This is a genomic window from Streptomyces neyagawaensis (assembly GCF_023516595.1).
Lineage (GTDB): Bacteria > Actinomycetota > Actinomycetes > Streptomycetales > Streptomycetaceae > Streptomyces > Streptomyces neyagawaensis.
Genome location: NZ_JAMGBG010000001.1, coordinates 186,218 through 209,545 on the forward strand (window position 1 = coordinate 186,218; position 23,328 = coordinate 209,545).

At 73.6% G+C, this 23,328-nt stretch carries 17 protein-coding genes; 8 read left to right on the forward strand and 9 right to left on the reverse strand.

The features are described 5' to 3' along the window. Nucleotides 1–26: 26 nt before the first annotated feature. Together treY and M8J73_RS00805 are read left to right on the forward strand one after the other, a co-directional pair. Nucleotides 27–2,360 (forward strand): malto-oligosyltrehalose synthase, encoded by a 2,334-nt coding sequence (treY, locus tag M8J73_RS00800; protein WP_249828095.1) that lies wholly within the window; start codon nucleotides 27–29, stop codon nucleotides 2,358–2,360. Between the two features lie 357 nt (nucleotides 2,361–2,717). Beyond that, nucleotides 2,718–3,968: a M14 family zinc carboxypeptidase gene (locus M8J73_RS00805; protein WP_055538530.1), complete on the forward strand. Its 1,251-nt coding sequence runs from the start codon at nucleotides 2,718–2,720 to the stop codon at nucleotides 3,966–3,968. 63 nt (nucleotides 3,969–4,031) lie between these two features. On the opposite strand, the gene M8J73_RS00810 is transcribed toward M8J73_RS00805, so the two are convergent. The 3 genes from M8J73_RS00810 to M8J73_RS00820 form a co-directional block, all read right to left on the reverse strand. After that, the gene (locus M8J73_RS00810) at nucleotides 4,032–4,439 is read right to left on the reverse strand and encodes an SSI family serine proteinase inhibitor (RefSeq protein WP_055538528.1); all 408 of its coding nucleotides are present in this window, start codon (nucleotides 4,437–4,439) and stop codon (nucleotides 4,032–4,034) included. Continuing rightward, nucleotides 4,436–5,830, reverse strand: a complete 1,395-nt coding sequence (locus M8J73_RS00815; RefSeq protein WP_249828162.1) for a M14 family zinc carboxypeptidase — start codon at nucleotides 5,828–5,830, stop codon at nucleotides 4,436–4,438. The genes M8J73_RS00810 and M8J73_RS00815 overlap by 4 nt, the downstream gene beginning before the upstream one ends. A 152-nt stretch (nucleotides 5,831–5,982) precedes the next feature. Then, nucleotides 5,983–6,534, reverse strand: a complete 552-nt coding sequence (locus M8J73_RS00820) for an FHA domain-containing protein (protein WP_055538527.1) — start codon at nucleotides 6,532–6,534, stop codon at nucleotides 5,983–5,985. 216 nt (nucleotides 6,535–6,750) lie between these two features. Here M8J73_RS00820 and treZ point away from each other — a divergent pair, with 216 nt between their 5' ends. The 4 genes from treZ to M8J73_RS00840 all read left to right on the forward strand — a co-directional run bounded on the left by treZ (nucleotide 6,751) and on the right by M8J73_RS00840 (nucleotide 13,479). After that, the gene (gene treZ, locus M8J73_RS00825; RefSeq protein WP_055538526.1) at nucleotides 6,751–8,496 is read left to right on the forward strand and encodes a malto-oligosyltrehalose trehalohydrolase; all 1,746 of its coding nucleotides are present in this window, start codon (nucleotides 6,751–6,753) and stop codon (nucleotides 8,494–8,496) included. 463 nt (nucleotides 8,497–8,959) lie between these two features. Beyond that, nucleotides 8,960–9,787: an FAD binding domain-containing protein gene (locus M8J73_RS00830; RefSeq protein ID WP_055538525.1), complete on the forward strand. Its 828-nt coding sequence runs from the start codon at nucleotides 8,960–8,962 to the stop codon at nucleotides 9,785–9,787. Beyond that, on the forward strand, nucleotides 9,784–12,501 hold the full coding sequence (locus tag M8J73_RS00835; RefSeq protein ID WP_055538524.1) for a molybdopterin-dependent oxidoreductase: 2,718 nt from the start codon (nucleotides 9,784–9,786) through the stop codon (nucleotides 12,499–12,501). The genes M8J73_RS00830 and M8J73_RS00835 overlap by 4 nt, the downstream gene beginning before the upstream one ends. A 6-nt stretch (nucleotides 12,502–12,507) precedes the next feature. Then, nucleotides 12,508–13,479 (forward strand): antibiotic biosynthesis monooxygenase, encoded by a 972-nt coding sequence (locus tag M8J73_RS00840; RefSeq protein WP_055538523.1) that lies wholly within the window; start codon nucleotides 12,508–12,510, stop codon nucleotides 13,477–13,479. Nucleotides 13,480–13,547: 68 nt separating this feature from the next. Here M8J73_RS00840 and M8J73_RS00845 read toward each other — a convergent pair whose 3' ends face one another. From M8J73_RS00845 to M8J73_RS00855, 3 genes are all read right to left on the reverse strand, one after another. Beyond that, nucleotides 13,548–14,495, reverse strand: a complete 948-nt coding sequence (locus M8J73_RS00845; RefSeq protein ID WP_055538522.1) for an aminoglycoside phosphotransferase family protein — start codon at nucleotides 14,493–14,495, stop codon at nucleotides 13,548–13,550. A 52-nt stretch (nucleotides 14,496–14,547) separates the two neighbouring features. Beyond that, the gene (locus tag M8J73_RS00850; RefSeq protein ID WP_055538529.1) at nucleotides 14,548–15,621 is read right to left on the reverse strand and encodes a M24 family metallopeptidase; all 1,074 of its coding nucleotides are present in this window, start codon (nucleotides 15,619–15,621) and stop codon (nucleotides 14,548–14,550) included. 244 nt (nucleotides 15,622–15,865) lie between these two features. Further along, nucleotides 15,866–16,489, reverse strand: a complete 624-nt coding sequence (locus M8J73_RS00855; RefSeq protein ID WP_055538521.1) for a LysE family translocator — start codon at nucleotides 16,487–16,489, stop codon at nucleotides 15,866–15,868. A 129-nt stretch (nucleotides 16,490–16,618) separates the two neighbouring features. Between M8J73_RS00855 and M8J73_RS00860 the strand changes: the two genes are divergently transcribed. Further along, nucleotides 16,619–17,374, forward strand: coding sequence for a metallophosphoesterase (locus M8J73_RS00860; RefSeq protein WP_055538520.1), 756 nt, complete (start codon nucleotides 16,619–16,621; stop codon nucleotides 17,372–17,374). A 29-nt stretch (nucleotides 17,375–17,403) separates the two neighbouring features. On the opposite strand, the gene M8J73_RS00865 is transcribed toward M8J73_RS00860, so the two are convergent. Both M8J73_RS00865 and M8J73_RS00870 read right to left on the reverse strand, forming a co-directional pair. After that, on the reverse strand, nucleotides 17,404–18,102 hold the full coding sequence (locus M8J73_RS00865) for a PDZ domain-containing protein (RefSeq protein ID WP_079054808.1): 699 nt from the start codon (nucleotides 18,100–18,102) through the stop codon (nucleotides 17,404–17,406). A gap of 1,223 nt (nucleotides 18,103–19,325) precedes the next feature. Then, a complete protein-coding gene (locus tag M8J73_RS00870; protein WP_249828096.1) occupies nucleotides 19,326–20,198 on the reverse strand; it encodes a LysR family transcriptional regulator in 873 nt (290 codons plus the stop codon). Between the two features lie 106 nt (nucleotides 20,199–20,304). Here M8J73_RS00870 and M8J73_RS00875 point away from each other — a divergent pair, with 106 nt between their 5' ends. Beyond that, nucleotides 20,305–21,063 (forward strand): CTP synthase C-terminal region-related (seleno)protein, encoded by a 759-nt coding sequence (locus M8J73_RS00875; RefSeq protein ID WP_055542859.1) that lies wholly within the window; start codon nucleotides 20,305–20,307, stop codon nucleotides 21,061–21,063. 13 nt (nucleotides 21,064–21,076) lie between these two features. Here M8J73_RS00875 and cyc2 read toward each other — a convergent pair whose 3' ends face one another. Continuing rightward, entirely contained in the window at nucleotides 21,077–23,281 is a 2,205-nt protein-coding gene (gene cyc2 / locus M8J73_RS00880) for a germacradienol/geosmin synthase Cyc2 (RefSeq protein WP_055542858.1), read from the reverse strand. Nucleotides 23,282–23,328 lie beyond the last annotated feature (47 nt).

The following is a 23,328-nucleotide window of genomic DNA, read 5'->3' on the forward strand; positions in this document are numbered from 1 at the left end:
CGTCAGGGGCGGGTACGTAGGTCCCTATGACGCCTGCCGTGCCTTCCGCCACTTACCGGCTCCAGCTCCAGCCCGCGTTCCCGTTCGCCGCCGCGGCGGACGCCGTGCCGTACGTCGCCTCGCTCGGCGTGTCGCATCTGCATCTGTCCCCGGTGCTGGAGGCGGTACCGGGGTCGGCGCACGGGTACGACGTGGTCGATCACGGGCGGGTGCGCGGGGAGCTGGGGGGTGAGGCCGGGCTGCGGGAGCTGGCGCGGGTCGCCCGGGACCACGGGCTGGGGCTGGTGGTGGACATCGTGCCGAACCACATGGCGATGGCGCCCCGGCACAACCGGCCGCTGTGGGAGGTGCTGCGGGAGGGCCCGGGGTCGCCGTACGCGCGGTGGTTCGACATCGACTGGGAGGCGCGGGGCGGGCAGGTGCTGCTGCCGGTGCTCGGGGGGCCGCTGGGCGAGGAGATCGACCAGTTCGTCGTCGACGGGCAGGAGCTGCGGTACTACGACCATGTCTTCCCGCTGCGGGAGGGCACCGAGAAGCTGCCGCTGCCGCGGCTGCTGGACGCGCAGTGGTACCGGCCGGTGTGGTGGCGGCTGGCCCGTACGGAGCTGAACTACCGGCGGTTCTTCAGCATCTCGGAGCTGATCGGGGTGCGCGTGGAGGAGCCGGAGGTGTTCGACGCGACCCACGCGAAGATCCTGGAGCTGCTGCACGACGGCGTCGTCGACGGGCTGCGGGTCGACCACCCCGACGGGCTCGCCGACCCCGACGCCTATCTGCGGCGCCTGCACGAGGCCACCGGCGGCCGGTGGACCGTCGTCGAGAAGATCCTCGCGGACGGCGAAGCCCTGCCGGCGGCCTGGCCGGTCGCGGGGACCACCGGGTACGACGCGCTGCGGCACGTCGACGGGCTGTTCACCGACCCGGAGGGGACGAGCGAGCTGCTGGACCGGTACCGGCGGTTCACGGCCGCCGAGCCCGACCGGGGCGGCGACTGGGCGGCGACCGCGCGGCGGGCCGCGTACGAGGTGCTCACGCACGAACTGGCGGCGGAGGTGGACCGGCTCACCCGGGTGGCGCACGGGCTGAGCGAGCGCTCCCCGGAGCTGGCGCTGCGCGACCGTGCGCCGTGGGCGCTGCGCACCGCCCTGTGCGAGCTGCTCGTACGGATGGAGGTCTATCGGCCGTACGCCTGCGAGGACGCCTCCCTGGTCGTCACGGAGGAGGCCGCGGCCGAGGCGCGTACGGCGTTCGTGGTGCCCGAGGAGGCACGGGCGGTCGACGTGGTCCGGGATCTGGTGCTGGGGCGGTTCGGGGACGGGCCGGAGCAGGTGGAGTTCCGGACGCGGTTCGCGCAGACCTCGTCGGCGTTGCGGGCCAAGTCGGTGGAGGACACGGCGTTCTACCGCCATGTGCCGCTGCTGTCCGCGAACGAGGTGGGCGGGAACCCGGGGAGCCCCGCGGTCTCCCCGGAGGACTTCCACGCCTACTGCGCGCGCGTGCAGCGGGACTGGCCGGTCACCGGGACGGTGCTGTCGACGCACGACACCAAGCGCAGCGCCGACGTCCGGGCGGCGGTCGCGGTGCTCGGGGAATGCCCCGGGCGGTGGGCCGACGCGCTGGCGGAGGTGACGCGCGACGGGGCCGGGGCGCCGGACCCGCAGCTGGCGTGGGCCGCGTGGCAGACGGCGTTCGGGCTCGGGCCCGCCGACGCGGAACGCCTGGAGGGGGCGTTGCTCAAGCATGTGCGGGAGGCGGGGCTGCACACCTCGTGGACCGAGCAGAACCCCGCGTACGAGCGGGCGGTCGCCGAGTTTGTGGCCCGGGGCCCGGCGGCGGACACGGAGGTCACCGGGCGGCTGCGCACCGAACTGGAGCCGTACATCCGTGCGAACGCCCTCGGTGCGGCCCTGGTCCAGCTGACCATGCCGGGCGTGCCGGACGTCTACCAGGGCACGGAGAGCGAGTACCGGGCGCTGGTGGACCCGGACAACCGGGCGCCGTTCGCCCCTCGGGACGGGGACTCGGACAAGCACCGGGTCACCGTGGCCGCGCTGCGGCTGCGGCAGCGGCGGCCGGAGGCGTTCGGTGAGGCGGCGACGTACACGCCGCTCGCGGCGGCCGGACCGGCGGCCGGGCACTGCGTGGCGTTCGCGCGGTCCGGCGCGGTGGTCACGGCGGTCACCCGGCTGTCGCTGCGGCTCGCCGGGGCCGGCGGCTGGGCGGACACCCGGCTGGCCCTGCCGGCCGGGCGGTGGGCCGATGTCCTCGGCGGGGAACGGGAGTTCACGGGTGAGGTACCGGTGGCGGAACTGTTCGAGGCGCTGCCAGTGGCGCTGCTGGAGCGCATCGGCGCAGACTAGGGCCCTTCTGATGGATCTCCGTGGGAGAAGGAGCGGCGTTCGGTGCGTGCTCTGGGGGTACCCCCTGCTCGGAGAGCTTGGGGGAGTGCCGGGCGGAAGCCCTCGTAGCGGAGCTACCAGGGCTTTTGTCCGGTGCGGCGAGTGGGGGTCCCCCTGCTCGAAGAGCTTGGGGGAGTACCGGGCGTCGCGGCGCCGCGGCGATCCATCAGAAGGGCCCCAGCGGCGCGATCCGCGCCGGTCTCCGTGAATGCCTCCGGACGCCCCTGGGATCCGCCCCGTGCGCCGACGCACACTGCATGCATCCCCGCGCGCCACCCGGTCGGGCGGGGGAGGTCGACACAGGTGGACTGGACGGGGGTGGGTCTGCTGTTGGAGCCCGGTTATCCCACGGTGGCGGAGCTGGAGTCACGGGCGAGGGAGCTGGCGCTTCGCCGGCCGAACCTGTGCGCCCTCAGGAGAATCGGCCTCTCGCGGGCCGGGCGGCCGCTGCGGCTGCTGTCCGTCGGCCATGCGAGACGTGCCGTCCTCGTCGTCGCGGGCGCCCACGCGAACGAGCCGACGGGCGGCTCGACGGTGCTGGCGCTCGCCGAGCGCGTGGCGCGGGACCCGAAGTTACGGGCCGGGGTCTCCTGGCACTTCGTGCTGTGCGCGGACCCGGACGGGGCGAGCCTGCACATGGCCCCGGCACCGCGCACCCTCCTCGACTACCACCTGGGGTTCTTCCGGCCGGCCGCGCCGGAGCAGCCGGAGTGGTCGCCCGCCGTGCTGCCGCCGGACCGGCTGCCGCCCGAGACACGGGCGCTGCTGACGGTGCTCGACGAGCTGCGGCCCTACCTCCAGGTGACCCTGCACGGCACGGATCTCGGCGGCAGCTGGGTGCAGTTGACGAAGAACGTGCCGGGGCTGGCCGAGCCGTTCGCCAAGTCGGCGGCGGAGCTCGGCATACCGGTGGAGACGAGCGCCTCCGACGCGGCGGGCTGGCCCGCCTCGGGACCCGGGGTGTTCGTGATGCCGGGCCCCGGGCACGCGGCGTTCCCGAGCCTGCCCGACGACGCGCGGCACAGCACCTGGTACCACGCCCACCGGTACGGCGGGCTCACGGCGATCGTCGAGGTCCCGATGTGGGCGAGCGACCTGGTGGACGACACGGCCCCGCACCCGGCCCCGACGGCGGCGCTGCGGCAGCTGTCCCGGCGGCTGCTCGACGACGCGGGCGAGGTGGAGCGGATCCTCGACGAGGCGCTGCCCCGGCTGCCGGGCCCCGAGGGGCCGCTGCTGCGGGCCGCCCGGTGGGCGCTGGCACTGGTGCCGGGGCTGGCCCGCGACTGGGTGGCGGGGCCTCCGCCCGACGTGTCGCGGGCGTACGTGGGCAGTGTGGACGCCTTCGGGCGCCGGCTGCCGCTGCGGGCGGCGGCGATGCTGCGGCGGGTGCTGGTGGACGCCGGGGATCCGGGGGCGCCGCGGCTGGAGCAGCTCATCGGCGAGTGGAGCGACTCGTTCGCCGACCGGTTCCGCGCGCGGTGGGTGCCGGTGCGGGACCAGGTGGAGCACCAGATGCGGACGGTGCTGGCGGCCGCCTCGCACGCGCGGGGCGACGGGGAGCCCTGAGCGGCCGCCGGGTGCCCTCGATGCCGCCGGGAGGCCCCCGGGGGTTCGCTGTTCCGGATGCCGTCAGCCCGGCAGGGCGAACACCGAGCCCGTGCGGGCCGCCATCACACAACTGTTGGCGAAGGTGTGCCCGTACGCGACGGGACGGCCGTCCCACACGCCGCGCGCGGTGACCCGGACGGGGGCGTAGACCTGGACGCACATGCCGTTCTTCAGGGGGATGCGGCCGACGTCGCCGCCTGCCCGGGCCAGTTCCGCGCAGGCCTCGGCGGCGCGGGCGTGGCCCTGCGGCGGGTCGCACAGCAGGAGAGTGCCGCGGGTGTCGCCGACGCGGGCGTCGCCGCGGGTGACGGTGACGTAGAGCCAGTTGCCCGGGAGGGCGGCCTCGGCGGGCGCGGAGGCGCCGAGGGTGAGCAGGGCGAGGGCCGCCAGCAGGCCGCCGCGGACGGTGTGGAGGGTGGTGTGCGTCATTCCCGGTGCATCGGCACGGCGGGCTCGGAACTCCATTCCGGCTCACCCGAACGGGACTCGGCGTGCGGTTCGCCGTGGTCGGGCACGCCGCGGGCCCGGCGGGCGGCCAGCTCGAACGCGGCGAGGACGACACGGGTCTGGTACTCGGTCTGGCGGGCCACCGGGATCCAGCGCGCCCCGTAACGGTCGCGGTAGTCGGCGCACCACTCGTCGAGGAGCCGGTTCAGCTCGAGCAGCGCGCCCGCCGGGTCGTGTCCGGCGCGGGTCACCAGCTGGTGCAGCAGCCCGGCGGTGCGCAGGGCGACCCGGCGGCCGGAGATGGCGAGGGTGGTGAGCCGGGCGGTGTCGAGCGGGGGCAGCGGGCGGGCGGTGCCGTCGTGGACGTCGGGGTCCCAGGCGTCGGCGAGGCCGGGGCCGACCAGTAAATAGTCGTCGACGGGGGCGAGGAGCCGGGCGGCGTCCGGGCCGCGGCTCACCGAGGGGCGGACGCGGGCGAGGATGCCCTCCAGGAGCCGGGTGTCGCGGCGCAGCGCCCGGCTGACCGTGCGCAGGACGGCGTGGGCGTCGGGTGAGGGCGAGCCGTCCTCCACGGCGGCCACACCCCACATGGGGGCCTCGACGACGGCGGTGAGGGTGCCGTAGCGGTGCGGGTGGTACCAGGTGGACTCGACGGCGGCCTCGGTGATCGCGGCGGCCAGGTCGCCGCGGCGCGGGGGCGGGATGCGGTAGACGGCGGGGCCGAGGCGCGGCCAGTACAGGGTGTCGTACGGGCTCAGCTCGCGGGGTACGGCGAGGCGGCCGGCGATCCGGGCGACCCGCTCGGCGAGGCCGGGCAGGTCGCGGGTGAGTTCGACGAAGCCGCCGCCGACGTCGACGCCGTGCAGGGAGCACTGGAAGAAGGGGCGCAGCTCGTCCTGGAGGGCGAGCAGGGCACGGGTCTCCGGCAGGGCGGCGGCGGCCGCTCCGTCGGGCAGCCACTCGGGCTGTTCGAGGAAGCCGGGGCGGAAGAAGCGCCGGAAGTAGTGGCCGAGGGTGTAGGGGCCGGACAGCCAGTCCTCGTTGCGCCGGGAGCCGTCGGGGTCGAGGCAGAGCAGCAGGTTCCAGGTGGTGTCGACGTCCTCGGTGAACCGGGGGTCGGCCAGGGCGCGTTCGGCGATCCGCAGGATCGTGGCGCCGCCGACGGGTTCGTTGGGGTGCGGGCCGGCGACGACGAGGGCCTGGCGGGTGCCCCGGCCGACGGACAGCAGCCACATCGGTGTGCCCGCCCGTGAGGTGCCCACGCGGCGCAGTCGGGCGCGGTGCGGATGCCGGGTGACGAGGGTCGCGGCGCGCGCGGACAGCTCGTCCACGGTCGGGTAGCGCAGGAGTGGCGGCAGGGCACACCTCCCCAGAGTGCGACGCCGTCGATTCACCTGGTGTGCATGGTGTACGCACAGTCAGTCATGGCCGAGAACGCACGTCAACACCCCGGCACACGAGGCACGTTCGAAAACTCGCTGCGTAAATCCCAGGCCAGAGCTTTGCGGTGGCTCGGCCGCCGGGGTCACTCGGAGGAGAGGCGGAAGCTCATGCGGCCGAAACCGACCTGGTCGCCGTCGCGGACGACGGCCGCGCCGATGACCCGACGTCCGTTGACAGTGGTGCCGTTGGTGGAGCCGAGGTCGCGCAGGATCCACATGCCGCCCTGCCGGGTCAGCTCGGCGTGCACCCGGGAGACCGTCTCGTGGCTGAGCCGGAGCCCGTTGGCGGGGTCGCGGCCGATGCGCAGGGCGTGGCTGCTCGCCGGGTGCGGCAGCTGGAGCTTGGGCAGCCGCTCGGCCTGCCAGGCCCGGCGGAGCTTCACACCGAAGCCGGAGACCGCCCCGACGGTGCCGAGGACCAGCCGGGACCAGCGACTCTCGACGGGCAGGTCGGCGGTGAGCGCGGCGAGCTCGTCGGAGCGGCGGGCGGTGAGCGCCAGCTCCATGCGCCGGATGAACGTGTCGTGGGAGAGGCGGCCGAGGGCGACGCCGTCACGGAGCACCCTCAGCGCGTGGTCGCGCTCGGCGTCCGACAGCCGCGCGGGGTAGGTGTTGAACTCGAAAGACGACGTCACGCGTGTGATTGTCGGTCAGTGAAGCCGGGGTGTCCAGAAAACCGGTAAACGGTGACGATCCTCGGACATGGCGAGCGAGAGTGCGACGCGCGCGGCAAACGCGCCGATCCGAGGGCGCCTTGATCTCGTTTGCCGCACGATGGACGGGAAGGCTCCATGACGACTCCTGACCGTCCCCCCGACCATCACGACCGGCAGCCGAGGGAGAACCGTTCCGTGCAGTTCGAGGTGTGGGCACCGCAAGCCGACCGGATGACGCTCCACCGCGAGGGCGCCACGCACGCGATGGAGCGCGATCCCGAGCGCCCGGGCTGGTGGACGGCCGACGCGGAGGCGACGGACGGCACGCGCTACGGGTTCGCCGTCGACGACGGACCGGTACGGCCCGACCCGCGCTCGCGCCGCCAGCCGGACGGCCCGGACGGACTGAGCGCGGTCGTCGATCACGGGCGGTACGCGTGGCGGGTGCCGTGGGCGGGGCGCGGGCTGCCGGGCGCGGTGCTGTACGAGCTGCACGTGGGCACGTACACGCCCGAGGGCACGCTGGACGCGGCCATCGAGCGGCTCGGGCATCTCGCGGAACTGGGCGTCACACACGTCGAGTTGATGCCGCTGTGCCCCTTCCCGGGGACGCACGGCTGGGGATACGAGGGGGTCTCGCTGTGGGCCGTGCACGAGCCGTACGGCGGCCCCGAGGCCCTCAAGCGGTTCGTGGACGCGGCGCACGACCTGGGCCTCGGCGTGGTGCTCGACGTGGTCCACAACCACCTGGGGCCGTCCGGCAATTACCTGCCCGTGTTCGGCCCGTACTTCACCGAGCGGCACCACACGCCCTGGGGTGCCGCGGTCAACCTGGACGCGCCCGGCTCGGACGAGGTGCGGGCGTACTTCCTCGGCAGCGCGCTGGCGTGGCTGCGGGACTACCGGCTCGACGGGCTGCGCCTGGACGCGGTGCACGCGTTGCGCGACACGCGCGCGTGCCACTTCCTGGAGGAGCTGTCGACGGCGGTGGACGCGCTCGGCGCCGAGGTGGGGCGGCCGTTGTTCCTGATCGCCGAGTCCGATCTGAACGACCCGCGGCTCGTCACCCCGCGCGCGGAGGGCGGCACCGGGCTGCACGCGCAGTGGAACGACGACTTCCACCACGCGCTGCACACGACCCTGACCGGCGAATCGCAGGGCTACTACGCGGACTTCGCGCGGGCGGGGCTCGCCGGACTGGCGAAGACCCTCACCGGCGGGTACTTCCACGACGGCACGTACTCGTCGTTTCGTGGCCGGTCCCACGGGCGCCCCCTGGACCGTACGCGGGTCTCCGCGCACCGGCTGCTCGGCTACACCCAGACCCACGACCAGGTCGGCAACCGGGCCCAGGGCGACCGGCTGTCGGCGACGCTCTCCCCCGGTCTGCTGGCGTGCGCGGCGGCGCTGACGCTCACGGGGCCGTTCACGCCGATGCTGTTCATGGGTGAGGAGTGGGCGGCGGGCACGCCCTGGCAGTTCTTCACCGACCACACCGATCCTGAGTTGGCCGAGGCGGTACGGCGGGGGCGGCGCCGGGAGTTCGCGGAGCACGGCTGGGCGGAGGAGGACGTGCCGGACCCGCAGGACCCGGCGACGCGTGACCGCTCGTGCCTGGACTGGTCCGAGCCGTCGGTCGAGCCCCACGCCCGGATGCTGGCCTGGTACCGCGACCTGATCGCCCTGCGCCGCACCCACGCCGACCTCTCCGACCCGGACCTGTCCGACGTCAAGGTCGCGTACGACGAGGACGCCCGCTGGTTCGGCTTCCGCCGCGGCGACATCCGGGTGGCCCTCAACCTCGGCAAGGAACCGACCGCGATCCCCCTGGGCACGGCCGAGGCCCAAGTCCTGGCCGCATGGACCCCGGTGAACCCCCCGGGCCCCGACGGCCTACTGACCCTGCCGGCCGAGTCCTGCGTGGTACTGACCGTGCCGTGACGCGGCCGCGGGGGGCCGGGGCCCAGGGGTGCCGGCGCTCGACGGGTCGACGGCCGGCACCGGACCGACACGGCCAAGGCGGGCGCGGCGGCCCGCCGCTCCGGTAGGGGCGGGGAACTGCGCGAGCGACCACGTACCCGGCCGCGGTCGCCGTGCCACGCCCGCCCCCGAGCTCCCAGCTGCTACTGCAACGGTGCCTGCCGTGGCCGACGGCCAGGTCGGGAACTGTGTCCGCGCCGTTTGCAGTGGCTGGTGCGGGCTTGCCGGCTGTCCTCGGCCGGGCCGTCATCCGCATGCTGCGATAAGCTGAGGCAAAACTGTGTGCGCCCACCGTCCCCTCGCGGTTCGGCCGCCCGACGGTGCGACACGGTGGTACCTGCTCGGTCAGCGGGAAATCCACGCCGACAGCCCCAGGGGACGGTTGCCTTCCCACAGGTCACCGTTCTCCCGTAGGTCGGTTTTCATGGACCTCAACACCATCACCGAAGTAATCCGGCAGCCGTCCGAGCAGCCAGGCATGGACTGGCACGAGGGCGACGCCTGGCTCGCAGGCGGAACATGGCTCTACTCCACGGAGCAGCCGGACCTGCGACGGCTGATCGACCTGACGGCGTTGCGTTGGGAGCCTCTTGTTCCGACGGACGAGGGTCTGGAGATCAGCGCCACCTGCACCATTCGCGACCTGTACGCCTTTGCATGGCCGGAGACCTGGACCGCCGGAACTCTCTTCCGGAAGAGCTGCGAGGCATTCCTGTCCTCGTTCAAGGTCTGGAACGCGGCGACCGTCGGCGGAAACATCTGCCTGTCCCTGCCCGCCGGCCCGATGATCACGTTGACGGTCGCGCTCGAGGCGCGGTACGAGCTGTGGGCGCCCGACGGCTCCGTACGCTTCGTCGACGCCCTCGATTTCGTCACGGGCGACCACCGCAACATTCTCGCCCCCGGGGAGATCCTCCGGCGCATCACCATTCCGGAGTACGCGCTGCGCAAACGCACCGCGCACCGTCGCTTCACGCTGACCCGGCTCGGCCGCTCGACGGTGTTCCTCGTCGGCACGCAACGTCCGGGAGCGAATGACCTGCTGCTCACCATCACCGCCGGCACCACACGGCCGGTCCGCATCGCCTTCGTGCCCCTGCCCGATGCCCGAACCCTGCGGCAGAGCATCGACGCCGTGCCTGCCGACGTCTGGTTCGCCGATCCCAACGGGACCCCCGACCACCGTCAGCACCTGTCACGGCACTTCGCCGAAGAGATCCGCCGCGAACTCACGGCTGGGGACCTGCCATGACCTACATCGTGAACGGCCGGAGATTCGACCGGGAACCGGCCCCGGGCCAGTGTCTGCGCACGTTCCTGCGCGCACTCGGCCATTTCGGCGTCAAGAAGGGGTGTGACGCGGGCGACTGCGGCGCCTGCACGGTGTGGCTGGACGGCGTACCGGTACACAGCTGCATCACCCCCGCCTTCCGCGCGAACGGCCGTGAGGTGACCACGATCGAGGGCCTTGGGCGACCAGGCGCCCCGCATCCCATGCAACGGCAGTTCGAGGACGCCCCGGGATTCCAGTGCGGTTTCTGCACCGCAGGGATGATCATGACGTCGGCGACCTTCACCAAGGACCAGAAGGCAGATCTGCCACGGGCGTTGAAGGGCAACCTCTGCCGCTGTACCGGATACCGGGCGATCGAGGACGCCGTGAAGGGCGTCAGCGCGGTGGAGACGGCAGCACCGGGCAAGGCCGTCGGGACGAGCGTCGGCGCGCCCGCGGGCCATGACGTGGTGACCGGTCACGCCGAGTTCACCATGGACACGCGGATCGACGGCATGCTGCACCTCAAGGTGCTGCACTCGCCCCACGCCCACGCCCGGATCCTCTCGATCGACAAGAGCGCCGCCCTCGCGGTGCCCGGCGTGCACCGGGTCTACACCTGGGAAGACGTACCCCGCAGACGCTTCACCACGGCGATCCACACCGACCACCTGGTCGACCCGGACGACACCTACATCCTCGACGACACGGTCCGCTTCGCCGGTCAGCGCGTCGCCGCGGTCCTGGCCGACACGATCGGGGCGGCGGAGGAGGGCTGCCGACGTCTCGCGGTCGAGTACGAGGTGCTGCCGGCGGTGTTCGACCCGGAGGCGGCGATGGCTGACGGCGCACCCCAGCTGCACGGCTCCCACGATCCGTTCGTCCGCGACCCCGGCCACAACATCCTGGTCGAACTCCACTCGCACATCGGTGACGTCGACGTGGGGTTCGCCGCGGCCGACGTGATCCACGAAGGCACGTACGTCTCACCGCGGGTGCAGCACGCGCATCTGGAGACCCACGGTTCGATCGCCTGGATGCAGGACGGTCGGCTGAACGTCCGCACCAGTTCCCAGTCACCGTCGATCGCGAAAGTCAAGCTGGAGTACCTGTTCGCGCTGCGCCCGGACCAGGTGAGGGTGTTCTGCAAGCGCGTCGGCGGCGGATTCGGCGGCAAGCAGGAGGTGATCGCGGAGGACCTGGTCGCGCTCGCCACCCTGGACACCGGACGGCCCACCTGCTTCGAGTACACCCGCGAGGAGGAGTTCACCACGGCCTCGCCGCGGCATCCGATGAGCCTGACGGTCAAGCTCGGCGCGAAGGCCGACGGAACGCTCACCGCCTTGCAGGTACGCAACGTGTCGAACACCGGCGCCTACGGGAACCACGGCGGCGAAACGCTGTACGCGGGGGGAGCCGCCGTCATGATCTATCGCTGCCCCAACAAGAAGTACGACGCGTACTCCGTCTACACGAACACCGTGCCGAGCGGGGCGCTGCGCGGTTACGGCATGACGCAGCCGGCGTTCGCCGTGGAGTCGGCGATGGACGAACTGGCCCGCGCCCTGCACATCGACCCGCTAGAACTACGCCGGCGCAACATCGTGCGGCCGGGTGAGCCCCTGCTCGCGATGCACGAGGGCCCCGACGACGTGATCTTCACCGAGGACGGCCTCGCCCGGTGCATCGACCTGGTGGGCGACGCCCTGGCGCGTACGGCCGACCAGCCGCACCCCGGCCCGGAGTGGCTCGTCGGAGCCGGCGTGGCGAGTTCCCTGCACGAGACCGCGCCCCCGACGGACCACCTCTCCGAGGCATGGGTCACGCTGGGCGACGATCTCATCTACGAACTGGCCGTCGGCACCTGCGAGTTCGGGGAGGGAACCTCCACGGCCCATGTCCAGATCGCAGCCAACCAGCTGGGCACGACACCGTCACGGATCCGTCTGGTGCAGTCCGACACCGACCGCACGGGATTCGACACCGGTGCCTTCGCCAGCGCGGGCCTCTTCGTGGCGGGCAATGCGGTCCTGCGGGCGGCCAGTGCCGTGCGCGACCGCATTCTGCAATTCGCCGCCGCGCACACGGGCATCCATGTCGTGATGTGCACGATGGACGACGACGGTGTCGTCTGCGGGGACCGGCGGGTGTCGCTGGCCGAACTCGTCGCGCTGGCCCGGAGGCGTGGAATCCGCTTCACCGCCGCCCGCAAGGCATACGGCTCACCCCGGAGCGTCACCTCCAACACGCAGGGGTTCCGGGTCGCCGTGCACCGTGTGACGGGTGAGATACGGATCCTGTACAGCGTGCAGGCGGCCGACGCCGGGGTGATCATCAATCCGGCGCAGGTCCGGGGACAGGTGGAGGGCGGTGTCGCCCAGGGAATCGGCTTCGCGCTGACCGAGAACCATCAGGTCGACGGCAACGGCGTCATGGTCAACCCGAACCTCCGTAACTACCGCATCCCCACCTACGCCGACATCCCCCGTACAGAGGTCCTCCTGGTGGACTCCGCGGATTCGGTCGGGCCCCTGCGGGCGAAGGGGATGGCGGAGTGCTGCATCAACCCAGTGGCCCCCGCGCTCGCGAACGCGGTGCAGGACGCCACGGGTGTCCGCTACCGTGCGCTGCCGCTGACTCCGGAACGCATCTACGGCCGGCTCCCCGCGGAGCAGTCGGTGTCGACAGGTTGAGCCACCATGAACACCGAAAAGAACGTAGCCGCCGCGGCGACGGCGATCATCGGTCAGAAGGTCCTGCCCGGGATGGCGCGGGAGTTCGAGTCATGGCAGGAGGATCTCAACGCCGCGGCCGGCTACTACCCCGGTTTCCTCGGCGCCGAGATCTCCCCGCCCACGGCGCTGCAGTCCGAGTGGGTCGTCGTGTACCGGTTCGACTCGGTGGCGCATCTGCAGGCGTGGATCAACAGCGCGACCAGGCAGACGTTTCTCGACGTCGGGGCCAAGTACTTCGACGGTCCAGCGACCCAGCAGGTGGTCAGCAGCGGCACCCAGTCAGTGGATCCGCTGGTCACGGTGGTGGTCACGCACCGCGTCGCCCCGAACCATGTCGACGACTTCCTCGCCTGGCAGCACCACATGGTCCAGGAGGAGAGCAAGTTCGAGGGGTTTCGCGGGACCGAGCTCTTCCGACCCATCGAGGGGCTTCAGGAGGAATGGACCACGCTCTACCGCTACGACAGCGCGGAACACCTCGACGCGTGGCTGACGTCGCCCCAACGGCAGAGGATCCTGGCCGAGGGGAAGAAGTTCAGCGACTTCCACCTGCATACGATCGACAACTCGTTCGGCAGTTGGTTCGCCTTCGAGGGCGACGGCAAGGAGGCACCGTCGCCACCCTCCGAGACCAGGACCTCCCTCGCGGTCTGGGTCGGCCTGTACCCGACTGTCGTGCTGCTGACGCTTGCTCTGTCCCCGCTGCACATGCCGCTCTGGATCGGCCTGCTCGTGGGCAACCTGCTGTCGAGTTTCCTCATGAGCTTCCTGACCATGCCCTACTACGTGAACCCGATGCTCGGGCGATGGCTGCGGCCGGCACCGGACGAACCGGCCAGGGCCAACCTCCGTGGTCTCGCTGTCGTCGCGGTGGCGATGGCCTTCTGGGTCGTCGTCTTCTACCTCGTCACGGTCCGGTTCTGGTCGCTGCCCTGACCGGCGACATCGGTAGCCTGCCGTCCTGAAGCCGAGCGGGTGAGCGACCCCGTCACCACGGACGAACCTCAGTCCTCCCCCCGCAGTTCGGTCACCCGCTCCAGCAGGATCGGCTCCCACGCCCGCCGCAGCCGCTCCCGCAGCGCGGGCAGCGGCGCGGCCGGCCCCCGCCCCTGCGCGGCCGCCGCGAGAGCCACGACCATGTCGCAGCGGGCCAGCCAGAGCCCGCGCAGACAGGGCCGCACCCCGTAGCCCGCGAGGGTCGCCGCGCGGACCGCCGCGGGCGCGCCGACCGCCGTCGCGAGGCCCGCGATGTCCTCGGCGGGGTCACCGACCACCGCGTCTCTCCAGTCCAGCACCCCCCGCACCCGCCCGTCGGCGCCGACCAGCAGGTGTTCACCGGTCAGCGCGTGGTGGACGAGCACGGCCGCGGGAGCGGTGAGCTGCGCGGCGTTGGGCGCGGTGAGCTGCCCCAGCCGCGCCGGGTCGAACTCGTCCGTTCCGGCGAGCTGTTTGGCGGCCCGTCCCGCCGCCGTCCGCAGGGCCTCCAGGGAGCGCGGCGGCAGCCGGGGCGCCCCGAGCGCCTCCGCCTGCCGCTGTGGCACCTCGCGCAGGCCGGTGAGGAGCCCGGCCAGGTCGTCCTCGCCCACGGCGGACACGTCGTGCACGGGGGCGGTGGTGCCGGGGATGCGCGTGTCGAGCGTGTAGGTGAGGCCGCCGGACCATTCGCCGTGCGCGACGCTCACCGGGACGGCGACGCCGACGTGCGGCCGGACCAGGTCGCGCAGCCGCAGTTCGCGCCGCTGCCGTACGACGGCGTGCCGGTCGGGGGCGAGGCGCAGCACATGGCGGGTGCCGACCCACCAGACCCACGGCCCGCCCTCCTCGGTGCCGGTGACGGGCCGTACGTCGGGGCCGTCGCCGCCCGCGCCGCCGGCCCTCCCCTCGCCGTTCTTCAGCAGGGAACGGACCAGTCGGCGGACGGTGTCCGCGGTGGGTGTCGGTGCCTGGGTCATGGTCGCGCCGTTGTCGTCCGGAGGGGAGGGGGTTCGGGGCTCCTTGGAGGGGTCAGTGCACTATCGCCATGTCGCGCGGGGTGGTGTTGAGGCGCCGCCCGCCGTCCTCGGTGACGGTCACGATGTCCTCGATCCGCACCCCGAAGCGGCCCGGCAGGTAGACGCCGGGTTCGACGGAGAAGCACATGCCGGGCACGAGGGGGCGTTCCTCGCCCTCCACCATGTACGGCGGTTCGTGGGTGGTGACGCCGATGCCGTGCCCGGTGCGGTGGATGAAGCGGTCGCCGTACCCGGCGTCGGCGATGACGGCGCGGGCCGCCCGGTCGACCTCCTGGCAGGCGACGCCGGGCCGGACCGCGCGGAACCCGGCCTCCTGGGCGGCGCGGACGACGTCGTGCACCTCGCGTTCCTCGGCGTCGGGTTCGCCGACGTGGACGGTGCGGGAGGTGTCGGAGCCGTAGCCGTCCTTGAGCCCGCCGAAGTCGAGGACGACCATGTCGCCGTCGGCGATGACGCGGTCACCGGCCTCGTGGTGCGGGTTGGCGCCGTTCGGCCCGGAGGCGACGATCGTGAAGTCGACCTGGGAGTGCCCGAACCGCCGCAGCAGGTCGGCGAGATCGGCGGCGACCTCGGTCTCCCGGCGCCCGGCGAACCGGACGCCCCGGATCTCCTCGTACGCCCGGTCGGCGGCCGCGCCCGCCGCCGCCATCCGCTCCAGCTCCGCCGCGTCCTTGACGGCCCGCAGCATCGGCAGGGCCTCGGACAGCCCGACGTACGCCGTGCCGGGCAGCCGCCCCTGGAGGCCGAGCAGGTGCAGGGCCCAGGTGTTGTCGCTGACGCCGAAACGGCCGCGCGGCCCGAGGAGGGGCACGGCCGCGTCGTAGGGGTCCTTGCCGTCGGTCCAGTCGCGCAGGTCCAGCGCGGGGCCGCCGGGGGCCTCCTCGGCGTCCGGGGCCTCCAGGGCGGGCACCACCAGCACCGGGCCCTCACCGTCCCGCAGCACCAGCAGGGTGAGCCGCTCGGTCTCCGGCGGCCGGTATCCCGTGAGCCACACCAGGTCGGGGCCGGGCGCCACCAGCAGCCCGTCGAGGCCCGCGTCGGCCGCGGCGCGGGCGGCCCGCCGCATCCGGGCGCGGTAGTCGTCGACGGTGAAGGGCGTCAGGGGGCCGGGCGGGTCGTCGGCTGTCAGTGGCGCGGATCCGTGGCCAGACGTGCCGGTCATCCATGCCTCCGTGTGCTCGGAGTTCCCTGGGGCAGGGCGCGGCGCGCCCTACGGGCAGCATCCTGCCCGTCCGCGGCAGCGCACGCGACCCCATTGCCGCAGGTGTCGGCGCGCGTGCGCCCCGGCGCGCCCGGTGCCGGCCGCGCTGTCAGCTCTCCAGGGCGAGGCGGGCGCCGAGGAGCAGCAGCACGCCGCCGGAGACCTGCTCCAGGCGCCGCCGGACGCCCACGCGGGACAGGACGGCCTTCATCCGGCCGACGCACCACACGTACACGCCGTAGTAGCCGATCTCGTAGACCGCCCACAGCGCGGCGAGGCCGATCATGGCGGGCAGGTGGGGCGCGCCCTCGGGCACGAACTGCGGCAGGAACGACATGGCGAAGATCGCCGCCTTGGGGTTGGCGAGGTTGAGCAGCAGCCCGCCCCGGTACGAGGCCCAGCCGCTCTTCCCGGCCGCCTCGCCCAGACCCGGCGCCGACTCGCCCTTCGCCCGGCGCGCCTGCCACAGGGTCTGTACGCCGAACACGACGAGGACCACCGCGCCGACGATCCGCATGACGTCGTACGCCAGTTCCGACGCGGCCAGCAGCACGGTCAGGCCGAGCGCGGCGACGACACCCCAGACGAAGACGCCGGTCTCGTTGCCGAGCACGGTCAGGAAGCCGGCGCGCCTGCTCCGCAGCGACTCCTTGATGATCAGCACGGTGCTGGGGCCCGGCGAGGCGGCGATCAGGGTGCACGCGCCGAGGAAGGCGAGGAGGGTGCTCAGCATCCCGCCATGGTGCCCTCCGGCCCGTATGCCGGGCGACACCTTAATGGTTGTCGATTGCCCATCCGTTAACGCTAATGCTTAGATTCCCCTGTTCCATTAAGGCAGTGGGCCCAAGGGAGGCGTACGGCGATGCTCGTACTCGCGCACATCAGTGATCTGCATCTGGACGGGACGGACCGGGCCACCCGGCGGGCCGAGCGGGTGCGGGACCTGCTGTGGGGCCTGCCGGGCCGGGTGGACGCGCTGCTGGTGACCGGGGACATCGCCGACCACGGCACGGAGGCCGAGTACGAGGAGGCGGCGCGGCTGCTCGGGCTGCGGGACGGGGACGCCCCCTTCCCGGTCCTCACCTGCCCGGGCAACCACGACAGCCGGGCGCCCTACCGCAAGGCGCTGCTCGGCGAGCCGGCCACCGAGGGGCCCGTCAACAGCGTGCGTCTCTTCGACGACGCGGCGGTGCTGATGTGCGACTCCAGCGTGCCGGGGCGGGACGAGGGCGAGCTGGACGCACAGACGTACGCCTGGATCGAGGAGACCCTCGACGACCTCGACGGGGACCGGCCGGCGCTGCTCGCCTTCCACCACCCGCCGGTGGCGCTGCACCACCCGCTGCCGGACGCGTACCAACTGGGCCGGCCCACCGTGCTGGCCCGGCTGCTGCAACGCCGGACCGAGATCGCGGGGATCATCACCGGACACGCCCACACGCCCGCCGCGACCACCTTCGCGGGGCGGCCGCTGGTCGTCGGGCCGGGGGTGACATGGACGCTCCGGCTGCCCTGGGAGGGCGACCAGGTCGCGGACCGGGAGGCGCCGCCCGGACTGGCGTTCCATGTGCTGGACGACGAGGGCCGCCTGACGAGCCACTTCCGGGTGGCGCCGTAGGGCCGCTGCCGGGGAGCGGTCGGCGGGGATCAGATCACGACTCCCGGTACGGCGACCAGGTAGCGGCGGGTGCCGTTCGCGTGGCGTACCTGGAGTTTCGCCGGGGTGCCGGGGCGGGCGGCGGCGATCGCCCGCGCCAGGTCGGCCGCCGATCCCGTGCGGGTGTCCCCGACGGCGAGGACGACATCACCCCGGACCAGGCCCGCGCCGTAGCCGGCGCCGGGCACGTGCACGCCGACGACGAGCGCGCCTACGCCCCCGGTGGCGTCGACGGCCTCGATACCGAGGGTCGCGCGGGTGGGGGCCGAACCGCCGAGGGCCGGCGCCGGGCCCGGGCCGGGAGCCGCGGCCCATGCCGGTACCGGGGTGGTCGGCAGCACCCCGCCGCTGTCGGGGCGCGGGGAGGCTGCCGGGGCCCGCCGGGCCTCCGCGAGGGCGCCCACGCCCATCGTCGTGAGGCCCAGCGCGCCGAGTCCGACGCCCGCCAGGACCAGGACCAGGCAGGTGACCAGGGCGAACACGAGGGTGACGACCCGCTGCCGCGCGCGGCGGGGCGCGGCGTGCGGTCTCCGGGCCGGGCCGGAGGGCCGGTCCTCGTCGGGCGCCTGGTCGGGCGCCTGGTCGGGCGCCTGGTCGGGCGCCTGGTCGGGCGCCTGGTCGGGATCGGGTACCTCGCCCCCGGGCCCGTCGCCGGGCCTGGCCTTGGGGCTCAACGCGGTCTGCTCCATGGTGCGCGCCTCCGGTCCGCGGTTCGGGTCGGGCGGACATCTACCCGGCGCACGACGGCGCGACGAGCCACGAAAGAGTGAGACTGACACCCCATCAGCGCCGCTCACACCCATCAGCGCCGCTCGCGCCGGTCACCGCGCCTGACGCCGGCCACCGCGCCCCGCACAGGCACCACCCCTCACGCCGGTCGCCGCGCCCACACCGCCGACCTCGGCCCGGTCGACGGGCCCGCCGCGCCCAGCGACCCGCGGCGGCTGCGGGGCCCCTCGGCCCCGCGGTGCCGACCGGGCGACGAGGGCGGAGACCTCGCTGCCGAGCACCACGCCGAACCGCCCTGCGAGCGGGCACGTTGATGGACTCGCCGCCTCAGCGACCCGCTGCGGCTGCCCGTCCCTCGCCGTCCCTCGCCGTCCCTCGCCGTCCCTCGCCGTCCCTCGCCGTCCCTCGCCGTCCCTCGCCGTCCCTCGCCGTCCCTCGCCGTCCCTCGCCGTCCCTCGCCGTCCCTCGCCGTCCCTCGCCGTCCCTCGCCGTCCCTCGCCGTCCCTCGCCGTCCCTCGCCGTCCCTCGCCGTCCCTCGCCGTCCCTCGCCGTCCCTCGCCGTCCCTCGCCGTCCCTCGCCGTCCCTCGCCGTCCCTCGCCGTCCCTCGCCGTCCCTCGCCGTCCCTCGCCGTCCCTCGCCGTCCCTCGCCGTCCCTCGCCGTCCCTCGCCGTCCCTCGCCGTCCCTCGCCGTCCCTCGCCGTCCCTCGCCGTCCCTCGCCGTCCCTCGCCGTCCCTCGCCGTCCCTCGCCGTCCCTCGCCGTCCCTCGCCGTCCCTCGCCGTCCCTCGCCGTCCCTCGCCGTCCCTCGCCGTCCCTCGCCGTCCCTCGCCGTCCCTCGCCGTCCCTCGCCGTCCCTCGCCGTCCCTCGCCGTCCCTCGCCGTCCCTCGCCGTCCCTCGCCGTCCCTCGCCGTCCCTCGCCGTCCCTCGCCGTCCCTCGCCGTCCCTCGCCGTCCCTCGCCGTCCCTCGCCGTCCCTCGCCGTCCCTCGCCGTCCCTCGCCGTCCCTCGCCGTCCCTCGCCGTCCCTCGCCGTCCCTCGCCGTCCCTCGCCGTCCCTCGCCGTCCCTCGCCGTCCCTCGCCGTCCCTCGCCGTCCCTCGCCGTCCCTCGCCGTCCCTCGCCGTCCCTCGCCGTCCCTCGCCGTCCGCGGATCATCCCGCGCCCCGCCCGCCGTCTGGCCCCGCCTCAGTCCCCGTGCCGCTCCGTCAGTTCCTGGGCCAAGGCCGCCGCCGGGCCGCGCAGGGCTCCGCCGTGGATCAGTTCCGTGCGGTGCACCAGGCGGGGCGCGACGAGGGGGACGGCGACCGCGCCCGGTACGTCGGTCGTGAAGCTGTGGGGCAGGACCGTCAAGCCGTGCCCGGCGGCGGCGAGGGTCGTGAGCGTCCGCAGGTCGGTGCCCTCGTAGCGCAGGGCGGTGCGGACGCCTCCCGCGCCGACCGCGGTGTGGAGGCGGTCCAGGGGCAGGCCCGCGCCGGGCGCGTCCAGCCAGCGGGCGTCGACGAGGTCGGCGAGACGCAGTCCGGGGCGCCGGGCGAGGGGGTGGGCGGCCGGGAGGAGGACGCAGACGGGTTCCTCGGCCACGCCGCACGTGGTGAGCGGCGCGACGTCGGGCAGCCGCAGCGGGTCGCTGGGCGCGGCGAGCCCGTCGACGAGGCCGAGGTCGGCGGCGCCGGTGGCGACCGCCGCCGGGATGTCGGCGCGGGCGAGGGCCCGCAGGGTGACGCCGGCCGCGGGCAGCGCGGCGACGGTCCGGGGGCCGAGGGCGGTCGGGGTCACGGCGAGGGTCAGCCCGTGCTCGGGCGCGGACGCCATCCGGAGCACGTCGGCGCGGGCCGCGTCGAGCCGCAGCAGCAGCGGCCCGGCGTGTTCGAGGAGCCGCTCCCCCGCGGCCGTGGGCCGGACCGGACGCCGGGTCAGCAGGGGGGCGCCGAGGTCCTGTTCGAGCCCGGCGATGTGCTGGGACACCGCGGACTGGGTGTAGCCCAGCTCGCGCGCGGCCTCGGAGAAGGAGGCGAGGCGCGCCACGGTGACATAGGTACGGAGCAGATGCGGATCCATGGCCGCCATGATCCCGCGACGCACCCGAGGTACATCAGTGTTGCTTATCGACAGTGCGGGAATCATCGTTGGACGTGAACGCGCGCCCGCGCCGAGGATGGCGGACATGACGAACAGCCCGGCGCAGGCCGCCTCCTCCGCTTCCCGTTCCGCCCGGCTCGCCCTGGTCGGCGACCGCTCCCCCGACGTGGTGTCCCACATCCGGATCCCGCGGTTCCTCGACTCCCTCGCGGAGCGGGACCGGCTCGTCGTGGACGCCTACTGGATCCACTCCGAGGACGCCGCGGCGGATCCGGCGGCCGTGCGGGGCTTCGACGCGGTGTGGGTGGTGCCCGGCAGCCCCTACCGCAGCGAGGCCGGGGTGCTGTCCGCGATCCGTACGGCCCGCGAGGAGGGCATCCCGTTCCTCGGCACCTGCGGCGGCTTCCAGCACGCGCTGCTGGAGTACGCGCGCACGGTGTGCGGGCTCACCGGGGTCGCGCACGCCGAGAACGACCCGGACGCCGAGGACTTCCTGATCGAGCCGCTCGCCTGTTCCCTGGCCGGGCATGAGGCTGCCGTGCGCGTCGAGCCCGGTTCGCTCGCGCAGTCGGTGCTGGGCGCCGAGCGGACCGTCGAGCGGTACTCCTGCCGGTACGGCCCCTCCGCTCACCTCGACGCCCTGAGCGCGCACGGGCTGCGCTTCTCCGGGCACGACGAGGACGGCCAGGTCCGGATCGTCGAACTGCCGGGCCACCCCTTCTTCCTGGCCACTCTCTTCCAGCCCGAACTGTCGGGCGACGGCAGCCGCCCGCACCCGTTCGTGCGCGGGCTGGCCCGGGCCGCGGTCGACCACGCGGCCCGGGCGGCACACCTGCCGGTGTGAGCCGTGCGGGGCGTCAGCCGACCGGGGCCGGGGCGAACGGCAGGGCCGGGGCCCGGCCGGGGACGAAGCCGTGGGCGCGGCGGGCCAGGAAGGCGGGCTTGTAGCGGTCGACCTGCCGGTGCCAGTTCAGGATGCCGGCGAGCCAGTTCCGCAGGTCGTCCACATAGCCGTCCATGATGTCGCGCGCCTCCCGCGACAGCTCGAAGTCGTCGTAGACGACGGGGAGTTCATGGGCGACGACATGCTCGAACTGCCGCATGCGCTGGGTCATCAGGTCGTGGACCACGCCCAGCGCGGTCGGGTAGTCGCAGCCGAAGAAGTTCTGCACGACGAGGATCGCGTTGTGGACCTCGCCCTCGTACTCGATCTCCTTCTGGTACGAGAACACGTCGTTGATGAGGCACGCGTAGTCGATGGCCGCGTTCTCCAGGGAGCGGACGGGGCCGCTGCGGTAGACCTCGGGCGGGATCTGCGGGCCGTGGCCCGTCCGGCACATGCTCAGGGTGAGGTCGGAGCCGAAGGTGGCGCGCCGCATCTCCAGGTAGTCGACCGGGTCGGGGACCCGGTTCTGGAGCTGGTTGAACACCTCCCACACCCAGCTCTCGGTCATCTTGTCGACGGACGCCTTCAGGGTGCGCCGCTCGTCGGGGGTCATCTCGGCGGTGGTCCGCGCCCACAGGTCGATCAGCCCCCGTTCCATCCCGTTCACCGGAAGGGGGACCGCCTCCCCCTCGACGGGCATGCAGTCGGAGAGCCGGGCGGTCGTGAGGCGTGCGGCGGCCACGTCGCGGCGGTGGCCGAAGACCAGGGGGTAGTAGTCGTCGCCGTAGGTGCCCCAGGCCAGCCACTGGGAGCTGAGGTCCAGTTCCTCGGGGGTGGCGTCCGGGTCGAGGCCGGCCGCGCACAGGGGCAGGTCGGCGGCGGCGAGCCGTTCCTCGTCCCAGACGCCCTCGCTCAGGATGCCCATCGCGTGCGACCAGGCCGTCAGGCGGGGGCGGGCGGCGTCCAGGTGCGGGCACAGCTCCACCTGGAACGGCATGTGGAAGTCGGGGATCAGGGAGGGTCCGACCTTCTGGTAGGGCAGATGCGCGCGGGTGCGCAGCCGTTCGGCGGCGGAGGCGAACAGCGCCCCCATGTCGGCGGCGGACGTGCCGAAGCCCGCCCCGGTGACCAGGGCCGGGCCGGAGAGGAGCGCGCCGCCGAGGTCGAGCGGGCCGCGTGAGGAGGTCGCCCCGTCGTTCATGTAGCGGCTGGACCGCATGTGCCACTCGTGGCCGCCGGACTGCCAGTCCTGGAGGCCCTTGGTGTACGCGGCGACGGCGGCGACCTCGGGCGGGGTGAGCCCCTTCTCCAGGGCGAGCGCGGGGACCTCGGTGAGCGCGGTGTCCTCGAACTGGTGCAGCCGTGAGGTGAGGATGTCGTTGACGGTCTCGGCGGCCTGTTGCGTGTCGCAGCCGAAGAACGTCTCCAGGACGAGCACGCCGTTGCTGTTCTCCCCCTCGTCCTCGACCTCCCGCTGGTACGAGAACAGGTCGTTGCGCAGGTGGACGGCGTCCGAGAACGTCTCCATCAGGACCCGCAGGGGCCGCGACTCGGCGACCGCCGCGGGCACCTCCGCGGTCGCGTACTCGACGAGACCGGCGGACCAGGGGGCGCCGCCGACCTTCCGGCGCATCTCGATGTACTCGACGGGGTTGGCGATCCGCCCCTCGTTGATGTTGGACAGCTCCCACAGCGACTCGTTGAGCAGATGCTCGGTCGCCACGGCGAAGCGGCGGCGCCAGTCCATCGACATCGACGGCACCGTGCGCGCCCAGAGGTCGGCGAGCCCGGCCTCCACCGGGTTCCGCGGCTCGGGGACGGGGGTGGCCAGGTCCAGCGGCATGAACAGCGGGAGCCGGTCGAGGTGGGCCTTGCCGCCGGGGCGGTCCTGGGAGCGCTTGAAGAGTTCCAGGAAGTGGTCGTCGAAGAAGAACACCCACACGTACCAGTCGGTGATGAGCGAGAGTGCCGGGCCGTCGCAGTCGGGGTGCGTGTACGCGCACAGCAACCCGTAGTCGTGCGCGTCGAGGTCCGCCTGTTCCCAGACGCCGGAGCCCTCCAGCATGCCCATCTCCCGCGCCCACGCGCTGGTGTGGGCACGGGCCTCGTCGAGGTGGGGGTTCAACCGCGCGGGATACGGCAGATAGAAGTGCGGGAGTTGGAACGGCTGCGTCATGGCCGGGCCCTACCCGTGGCCTCCGACCGGCATCCGGGCGGCGGAAC

Coding starts and splice junctions, on each gene's coding strand:
- M8J73_RS00840 (WP_055538523.1), top strand. CDS start 12,508: ATGAACACCGAAAAGAACGTAGCCGCCGCGGCGACGGCGATCATCGGT.
- M8J73_RS00855 (WP_055538521.1), bottom strand. CDS start 16,489: ATGCTGAGCACCCTCCTCGCCTTCCTCGGCGCGTGCACCCTGATCGCC.
- cyc2 (WP_055542858.1), bottom strand. CDS start 23,281: ATGACGCAGCCGTTCCAACTCCCGCACTTCTATCTGCCGTATCCCGCG.
- M8J73_RS00810 (WP_055538528.1), bottom strand. CDS start 4,439: ATGACGCACACCACCCTCCACACCGTCCGCGGCGGCCTGCTGGCGGCC.
- M8J73_RS00870 (WP_249828096.1), bottom strand. CDS start 20,198: ATGGATCCGCATCTGCTCCGTACCTATGTCACCGTGGCGCGCCTCGCC.
- M8J73_RS00835 (WP_055538524.1), top strand. CDS start 9,784: ATGACCTACATCGTGAACGGCCGGAGATTCGACCGGGAACCGGCCCCG.
- M8J73_RS00845 (WP_055538522.1), bottom strand. CDS start 14,495: ATGACCCAGGCACCGACACCCACCGCGGACACCGTCCGCCGACTGGTC.
- M8J73_RS00875 (WP_055542859.1), top strand. CDS start 20,305: ATGACGAACAGCCCGGCGCAGGCCGCCTCCTCCGCTTCCCGTTCCGCC.
- M8J73_RS00830 (WP_055538525.1), top strand. CDS start 8,960: ATGGACCTCAACACCATCACCGAAGTAATCCGGCAGCCGTCCGAGCAG.
- M8J73_RS00860 (WP_055538520.1), top strand. CDS start 16,619: ATGCTCGTACTCGCGCACATCAGTGATCTGCATCTGGACGGGACGGAC.
- M8J73_RS00850 (WP_055538529.1), bottom strand. CDS start 15,621: ATGCGGCGGGCCGCCCGCGCCGCGGCCGACGCGGGCCTCGACGGGCTG.
- M8J73_RS00865 (WP_079054808.1), bottom strand. CDS start 18,102: ATGGAGCAGACCGCGTTGAGCCCCAAGGCCAGGCCCGGCGACGGGCCC.
- treY (WP_249828095.1), top strand. CDS start 27: ATGACGCCTGCCGTGCCTTCCGCCACTTACCGGCTCCAGCTCCAGCCC.